This window comes from Pseudomonas sp. 24 E 13, assembly GCF_900004715.1.
Taxonomy (GTDB): Bacteria; Pseudomonadota; Gammaproteobacteria; order Pseudomonadales; family Pseudomonadaceae; genus Aquipseudomonas; species Aquipseudomonas orientalis_A.
In genome coordinates this window covers 35,463-41,390 of sequence record NZ_CVTO01000118.1, presented here as the reverse complement: position 1 = coordinate 41,390, position 5,928 = coordinate 35,463, and the positions used below count along the sequence as shown (strand labels likewise).

General features: G+C 58.7%; 7 protein-coding genes and 1 pseudogene. 5 read left to right on the top strand and 3 right to left on the bottom strand.

Annotated elements, in window-relative coordinates; genetic code table 11:
* The 3 genes and pseudogenes from BFP90_RS14205 to BFP90_RS14195 all read left to right on the top strand — a co-directional run.
* Window positions 1–221, top strand: a pseudogene (locus tag BFP90_RS14205) (ABC transporter permease); the annotation flags it as partial.
* 362 nt (window positions 222–583) lie between these two features.
* Window positions 584–988 (top strand): TraR/DksA family transcriptional regulator, encoded by a 405-nt coding sequence (locus BFP90_RS14200; RefSeq protein WP_003191666.1) that lies wholly within the window; start codon window positions 584–586, stop codon window positions 986–988.
* Window positions 989–1,082: 94 nt separating this feature from the next.
* Entirely contained in the window at window positions 1,083–2,762 is a 1,680-nt protein-coding gene (locus BFP90_RS14195) for a methyl-accepting chemotaxis protein (RefSeq protein WP_370671697.1), read from the top strand.
* 69 nt (window positions 2,763–2,831) lie between these two features.
* Here BFP90_RS14195 and BFP90_RS14190 read toward each other — a convergent pair whose 3' ends face one another.
* The 3 genes from BFP90_RS14190 to BFP90_RS28335 form a co-directional block, all read right to left on the bottom strand.
* Window positions 2,832–3,074 carry a DUF2789 domain-containing protein gene (locus tag BFP90_RS14190; RefSeq protein WP_065885227.1) on the bottom strand — a complete coding sequence of 81 codons (243 nt, stop codon included), beginning with the start codon at window positions 3,072–3,074 and terminating at the stop codon, window positions 2,832–2,834.
* Between the two features lie 71 nt (window positions 3,075–3,145).
* Window positions 3,146–3,376 (bottom strand): hypothetical protein, encoded by a 231-nt coding sequence (locus tag BFP90_RS14185; RefSeq protein ID WP_065885228.1) that lies wholly within the window; start codon window positions 3,374–3,376, stop codon window positions 3,146–3,148.
* A gap of 121 nt (window positions 3,377–3,497) precedes the next feature.
* Complete coding sequence (locus BFP90_RS28335) at window positions 3,498–3,773, bottom strand: hypothetical protein (protein WP_065897077.1); 276 nt, start codon at window positions 3,771–3,773, stop codon at window positions 3,498–3,500.
* A gap of 366 nt (window positions 3,774–4,139) precedes the next feature.
* Here BFP90_RS28335 and BFP90_RS14175 point away from each other — a divergent pair, with 366 nt between their 5' ends.
* Both BFP90_RS14175 and BFP90_RS14170 read left to right on the top strand, forming a co-directional pair.
* Window positions 4,140–4,610, top strand: coding sequence for a hypothetical protein (locus tag BFP90_RS14175; RefSeq protein WP_065895345.1), 471 nt, complete (start codon window positions 4,140–4,142; stop codon window positions 4,608–4,610).
* Window positions 4,611–4,742: 132 nt separating this feature from the next.
* On the top strand, window positions 4,743–5,759 hold the full coding sequence (locus tag BFP90_RS14170) for an ABC transporter substrate-binding protein (RefSeq protein WP_065897076.1): 1,017 nt from the start codon (window positions 4,743–4,745) through the stop codon (window positions 5,757–5,759).
* Window positions 5,760–5,928: the final 169 nt, after the last annotated feature.

Genomic DNA, 5,928 nt, shown 5'->3' with positions numbered 1-5,928 from the left:
TGGACGCCATTGCGGCGGCAGTGATCGGCGGCACCAGCCTGGCGGGCGGGGTAGGGCGCATCACCGGCACCGTGATCGGCGCGCTGATCCTCGGCGTCATGGCCAGCGGCTTTACCTTCGTCGGGGTGGATGCGTATATCCAGGACATCATCAAGGGGCTGATTATCGTGGTGGCGGTGGTGATCGACCAGTATCGCAACAAGCGCAAGCTCAAGCGCTGAGCTTATCTTGAGGTCAACATCCATCAAATGTGGGAGGGGGCAAGCCCCCTCCCACATTTTTAGTTCCATGCCGTACGGATCAACCGTTTGTCTTCTATATAGCTCCATAAACTTGAATTTCTTGCTATAAACGCACTCCGATGACCGTTCGCCAAGCCCGTCCTGGTGCTTTTGGGGGTTGATCGGGAAAAAATGCCTGTCATTTCAGTTGCTGCGCCTTCAAGTCGGCCTTAGACTGCCGCCCCTCGTAAATTGAGTGCCGGGTGGCGCTTGGAATGGATGGCGCCTTTCCGAGACCTGCAGAGGTCGGCCGGAACGCTCCCTTATTCGCCTTAATGCACGTATTTTTTATAGAGAAATCAATGACAAAGGAAAAGTTGCTGGCCATGCCGGCGGATGACTACATGAATGCCGAACAGCACGCTTTTTTCGAGAAGTTGCTGCAAGACATGAAAGTGGAACACCACGAGCGCATTGAACAGAACCGTATCGCCATTGAAAGCCTGGACACCCCGGCCGATCCGGCCGACGCTGCTTCCGTGGAAGAAGAGCGCACCTGGCTGGTCAATGCCATCGACCGCGACCAGCGCATGTTGCCGCAACTGGAACGTGCCCTGGAACGCATCAAGGAAGATTCCTTTGGCTGGTGTGATGACAGCGGCGAGCCTATCGGCCTGAAACGCCTGCTGATCAGCCCGACCACCAAATACTGCATCGAAGCGCAAGAGCGCCACGAGCAGATCGACAAGCACCAGCGTCAAGCCTGACGCGGTTGCACGGGGGCCGTATCATCGGCCCCCGCAGAGTTTTTGCGTGACACCCCCGTTATTGATCTACTGCAAGCCCCTGTACTAAAGGCCCATGGATAATGGCCTGTTAGTGGCGTTTAATGCAGACACAATAACGACAAGCAGTGGGGTAACGACAATGGCTGGAGATGGATCTCTGATGGGCGCAGCAGTACCACCGCAACCGGTGGCGCGGGTGCTGCCCGGCTGGCTGATACCGCTCGCGCAGAGTACCGTCCTGGTGCTGCTACTGCTGGGCTTGGCCTTTGCCGGCTGGCCGATCTACCTGTGCCTGCCGCTGGCCTTGCTGGTGATCTGGCTACCTCGCCTGAAAAGTCCCAAACCTTCTGTGACCCACGCTGCGGCCGGCGATGCGATTGGCGAGCTGGCGCGCGACCTGTCCCATACCACCAGCCATAATGCACTCTGCGCTGCGGGCGTGGCCTATTCGGTCAAGCAACTGGCGGCGCGCCTGCAATCGCAGTTGAGCGCCTCCCAGCAAATCGTCAGCAGCGCGCAGGTGATGATCGGCACCGAACAGGTCACCTCCCAGCTCAGCCGCCAGGCCCTGGGCGCGTCCAGCCAGGCCCGTCAGCGCAGCAGCGAAGGCCGTGAAGTATTGGTGCAGTCGATCACCCGCATGCATCAGCTCAGCCAGCGTGCCGATGCCAGCCGCACGCTGATCGAAGCCCTGAGCCAGCGCAGCGAGGAAATCCAGCGCGTGACGCTGGTGATCCAGTCCATCGCCAGCCAGACCAACCTGCTGGCGTTGAACGCGGCGATTGAAGCGGCGCGGGCCGGAGAGCACGGGCGCGGGTTTGCGGTGGTCGCCGATGAGGTGCGCGGCCTCGCCGGACGTACGGCCACGGCCACCGATGAAGTCGGGGTGATGGTCGCCGACATCCAGCAGCGCACGGCCCAGGTGGTGGAGCAGATTCGCCAGCTGTCGGCGGACCTGCACACCGGTGTAGAGCAAGTGGAAGATGCCGGCGAACACCTGGCGAGCATCGCCGGCCTGGCGGCGGATGTGGAACAGCAGGTCAGTGAAATCGCCCAGGGCACCGACACCAACCGCACTCAACTCGACAGCCTGTTCCACGCCGTGGAGCAGATGCGCAGCGACCTGGCGGTCAGCGACCAGCAAACCCGCCAACTCGCCGACGCCGCCGTGCAGATGGAAGGGCAGGCGGAAACCATCAGCGAGCGCCTGGCGCAGGTCGGCCTGGATGACTATCACCAGCGCATCTACGACCTGGCCCGAGAAGGCGCCCGGCGAATTGGCGAACAGTTCGAGGCGGATGTGCTGCACAGCCGGGTCAGCCTGGAAGATCTGTTCGATCGCAACTACACGCTGATTGCAAATACCCACCCGAGCAAATACAAGACACGTTTTGACGCCTACACCGACCAGGTTTTACCCGCCATTCAAGAGGCGCTGTTGCCGCTTCATGAGGGTTTGGTGTTTGCCATTGCCTGCACGCCCCAGGGCTACGTGCCGACACACAACAAAGCGTTTTCCCACGCATTGACCGGTGATGCCCAGGTGGACGCCGTGCAGAACCGCACCAAGCGCAAATTTGACGACCGTACCGGCCTGCGGTGCGGTAGCCATCAACAAGCCATGTTGCTGCAGACCTACACGCGCGATACCGGCGAGCTGATGCACGACCTGTCAGTGCCGATCATGGTCCGGGGGCGGCATTGGGGTGGTTTGCGCCTGGGCTACAAGCCGCAAGGGGGCAGGTCCGCGTAGCGGCACAAGCCGCGCGTAGCAGCAAGCGCGCTCCTGCGGGAGGAGCGGCGTGCGGTCAGTGCGTTTGAATCAAGCAACGGGAGACTCATGCAGCAGGGCGTTGAGGTCATCGACCGCAGGCGCCCATTCGGCATCGACATGCAGCTGTTCCTTGAGGAAACTCGCCTGTTGCTCGCTCCAGAAAGGTGCGTCGACGAGTTTCACGTCATCCGGCAGACGGTGCTCGGCGGTGAAGCGTTCGATGCCTTCCTGACTGGAATCCAGGCCTAACTGGTCGAAGAGGGTTTCAAGTGTCGGGGTCGTGGTGTCCATCATATTCTCCATGCGGGCTGATCATCGTTCTGCATGTGAGGGGGATGGCGCGCCAGAGTTCTATCGGATTGTCACGAATTGAGTGCGCCTGAATCCACGGCGGCTTTCAGGGCCCTGGCGGCGTCTTTGCCGGCAATGGCGGCAGCGTCGACGGTTTTGAACCAGCGGTCTTTTTCGACCTGATGCGTTGTTACTGTGGTCAACGGCGGTTTGGCCCGCATGATGATGACCGCTTGAAACTCTCCGTCCACTTCCCTCGCATCGCCATGGATAAAAAATTCGCCAATATCAAATTCCGTCACGTATAGCCTTCCCTTCGCGGTAACTGCACTGATGAAACCTGACCCGCAGGGGGCAAACTTCAAGGACGGGTCAGTATGGCAGTTGTTGAAGGGCCGCTGTGCAGTAAAGTGTGCACTACACTCAGCCAGCTGACGAAACGAGTGTGCCGTGCAGGCCATACAGGTTGGCTTCCAGCGCTTTTGCCAGTGCGCAGGCCTTGCTGTGATCGCTGCGAAAGCCTTTTATCCTGCCGCTGGTCACTTCCTGGATATGAAAAAAGTTTCTTCCGGCCGGCACCACTCGATAAAGCACGGAATGGGAGTACCCATCGGGTGTGGGTAGGCAGTAGTATTGGTGTGCGTCTGGACATGATGAACGAGTGTGAAAAGACGCAGTGTCGTGTTGACGTCGTTGCATGCTCAGCTCCTGTCGATCGACCTGGTTGATATCAGCGGCTGGTTTTGACCGGTGTTGCTGTTTAGTATTGTCGTCGGCAACGCGCGCCTGGTTCCATGGCCGGGTATTTTCTTTTGTGATGCGTGTCGGAAAACAGTGTTTTTAATCGGGTTATTCTCTGAAGTTGTTCGACTCGTATTCTCGGGTCGTTGAACCTGTGATTTGCTGTGTCGCCGGATGACCTCGCACAAGGGCCACCGCGGCTGTCTGTACGGCTCTTATGGTTGTCTTCAGGTTTTTAACGAGTATGTCTTTCGTGCCGTAACGGCCGTTTTTTTGTGCTGCCCGCTCAAGCGGTCAGTGCTTTATCGATGTGGGGGCGTTTCCTTGGCAGTCAGTAATCTGGATATGCACGCGTTATTCGTGCTGGGTGATTTACGCGCAAAGTTGGTCAAGCAGTTTCAATCTCGTTTTGTCTACGTTACCGAACAGACCCCGGAAGGTATCTACATCGCCGAGATCGACACTGAAGCGGCGTTGGTCGTGGACGACAAGCCACGCCTGGAGCTCAAGGTGGGCGATCATTTTCGCGCGGCAGTATTGCCCAGCCGTGAAGGTGGCAAGTTTGAACTCAAGTTTCGCGATATTAAGTTGACCGTGTATGGCCTGGGCGACTACGCCTTTGTGTCTTCGGCCGAAGGTGAAGGCATTGTGTTCAAGGAAGGCCACAGCGTCATGCTGGTATTTGCCGCCAGGGAACAACTGCAGGAAGGCCTGACCAAAACCCTCAAGGCCGTCACCGGCAAGGCCGCCAAGTGGCGCAAGGGCGAACTGGTGACGTTCAAGGCCAGTGAGTAAGCGCAATCACGGCGAACTTCTTTTATCTCCCGGAACCTCTACTACAGTTGAGTTGACTTAACTACGAGAGAGGCTTCGCGCATAGCAGCAAAGCCGTCCGCTGATGGCTGCGATATCGCGAGGTGCAAAGGAATGAAAGGATTGAGAACGCTGTTGGCTGCATCGCTGACGAGCCTGGGCCTGTCCATGGCGTCAGTGCCGGTATCGGCCGCCCAGGCGCCGGTGCACTTTGCCGACCTGAACTGGGAAAGCGGCAGCCTGATCACAGAGGTACTGCGGTTCATTGTCGAGAAGGGCTACGACTTGCCCACCGACACCTTGCCCGGTACCACCATCACCCTGGAAACCGCCCTGGCCAAGAACGACATTCAGGTGATCGGTGAAGAGTGGGCGGGCCGCAGCCCGGTCTGGGTCAAGGCCGAGGCTGAAGGCAAGGTGGTGGGCCTGGGCGATACGGTCAAGGGCGCCACCGAAGGCTGGTGGGTGCCGGAGTACGTGGTCAAGGGTGATCCGGCCAAGGGTATCAAGCCGCTGGCCCCTGACTTGAAAAGCGTACAAGACCTGGCGCGCTACAAGGATGTGTTCAAGGACCCGGAATCACCGGACAAGGGGCGGTTTCTCAATAGCCCTATCGGTTGGACTTCGGAAGTGGTCAACCGGCAAAAGCTCAAGGCTTACGGCCTGGACGACAGCTACGTGAACTTTCGCAGCGGCTCGGGGGCGGCGCTGGATGCGGAGATTGCTTCGTCGATCCGTCGGGGCAAGCCGGTGCTGTTTTACTATTGGTCGCCCACGCCGTTGATGGGCCGCTACAAGTTGATTCAACTGCAAGAGCCGCCGTTCGATGCGCAGGCCTGGAAGACGCTGACGGATGCGGACAATCCTGATCCCAAGCCGACGCGGTCGCTGGCGTCCAGGTTGAGCATCGGGGTGTCTACGCCGTTCCAGAAAGAGCATCCGCAGATTGCGCAGTTTTTCGAGAAGGTTGAGTTTCCTATTGAGCCGCTTAATCAGGCGTTGGCGAAAATGAGTGAGAATCATACGCCGCCTCGGGAGGTGGCCCAGGTATTTCTCAAGGCTCATCCTGAGGTGTGGAAGGCGTGGTTGACGGAGGATGTGGCTCTCAAGGTTGAGTCGGCCCTCAAGTGATTGACAGTGTTGCTACCTGATGGAAATCAAAATGTGGGAGGGGCTTGCTCCCATGACGGCTATCTGACTGATGCACTGCAATCCAAATGTGGGAGGGGGCTTGCCCCCGATGGCGGCCTCTGGGCCGACCAGGATGTTGGATTGGGTTGAGTACATATCCGTTTCTGCG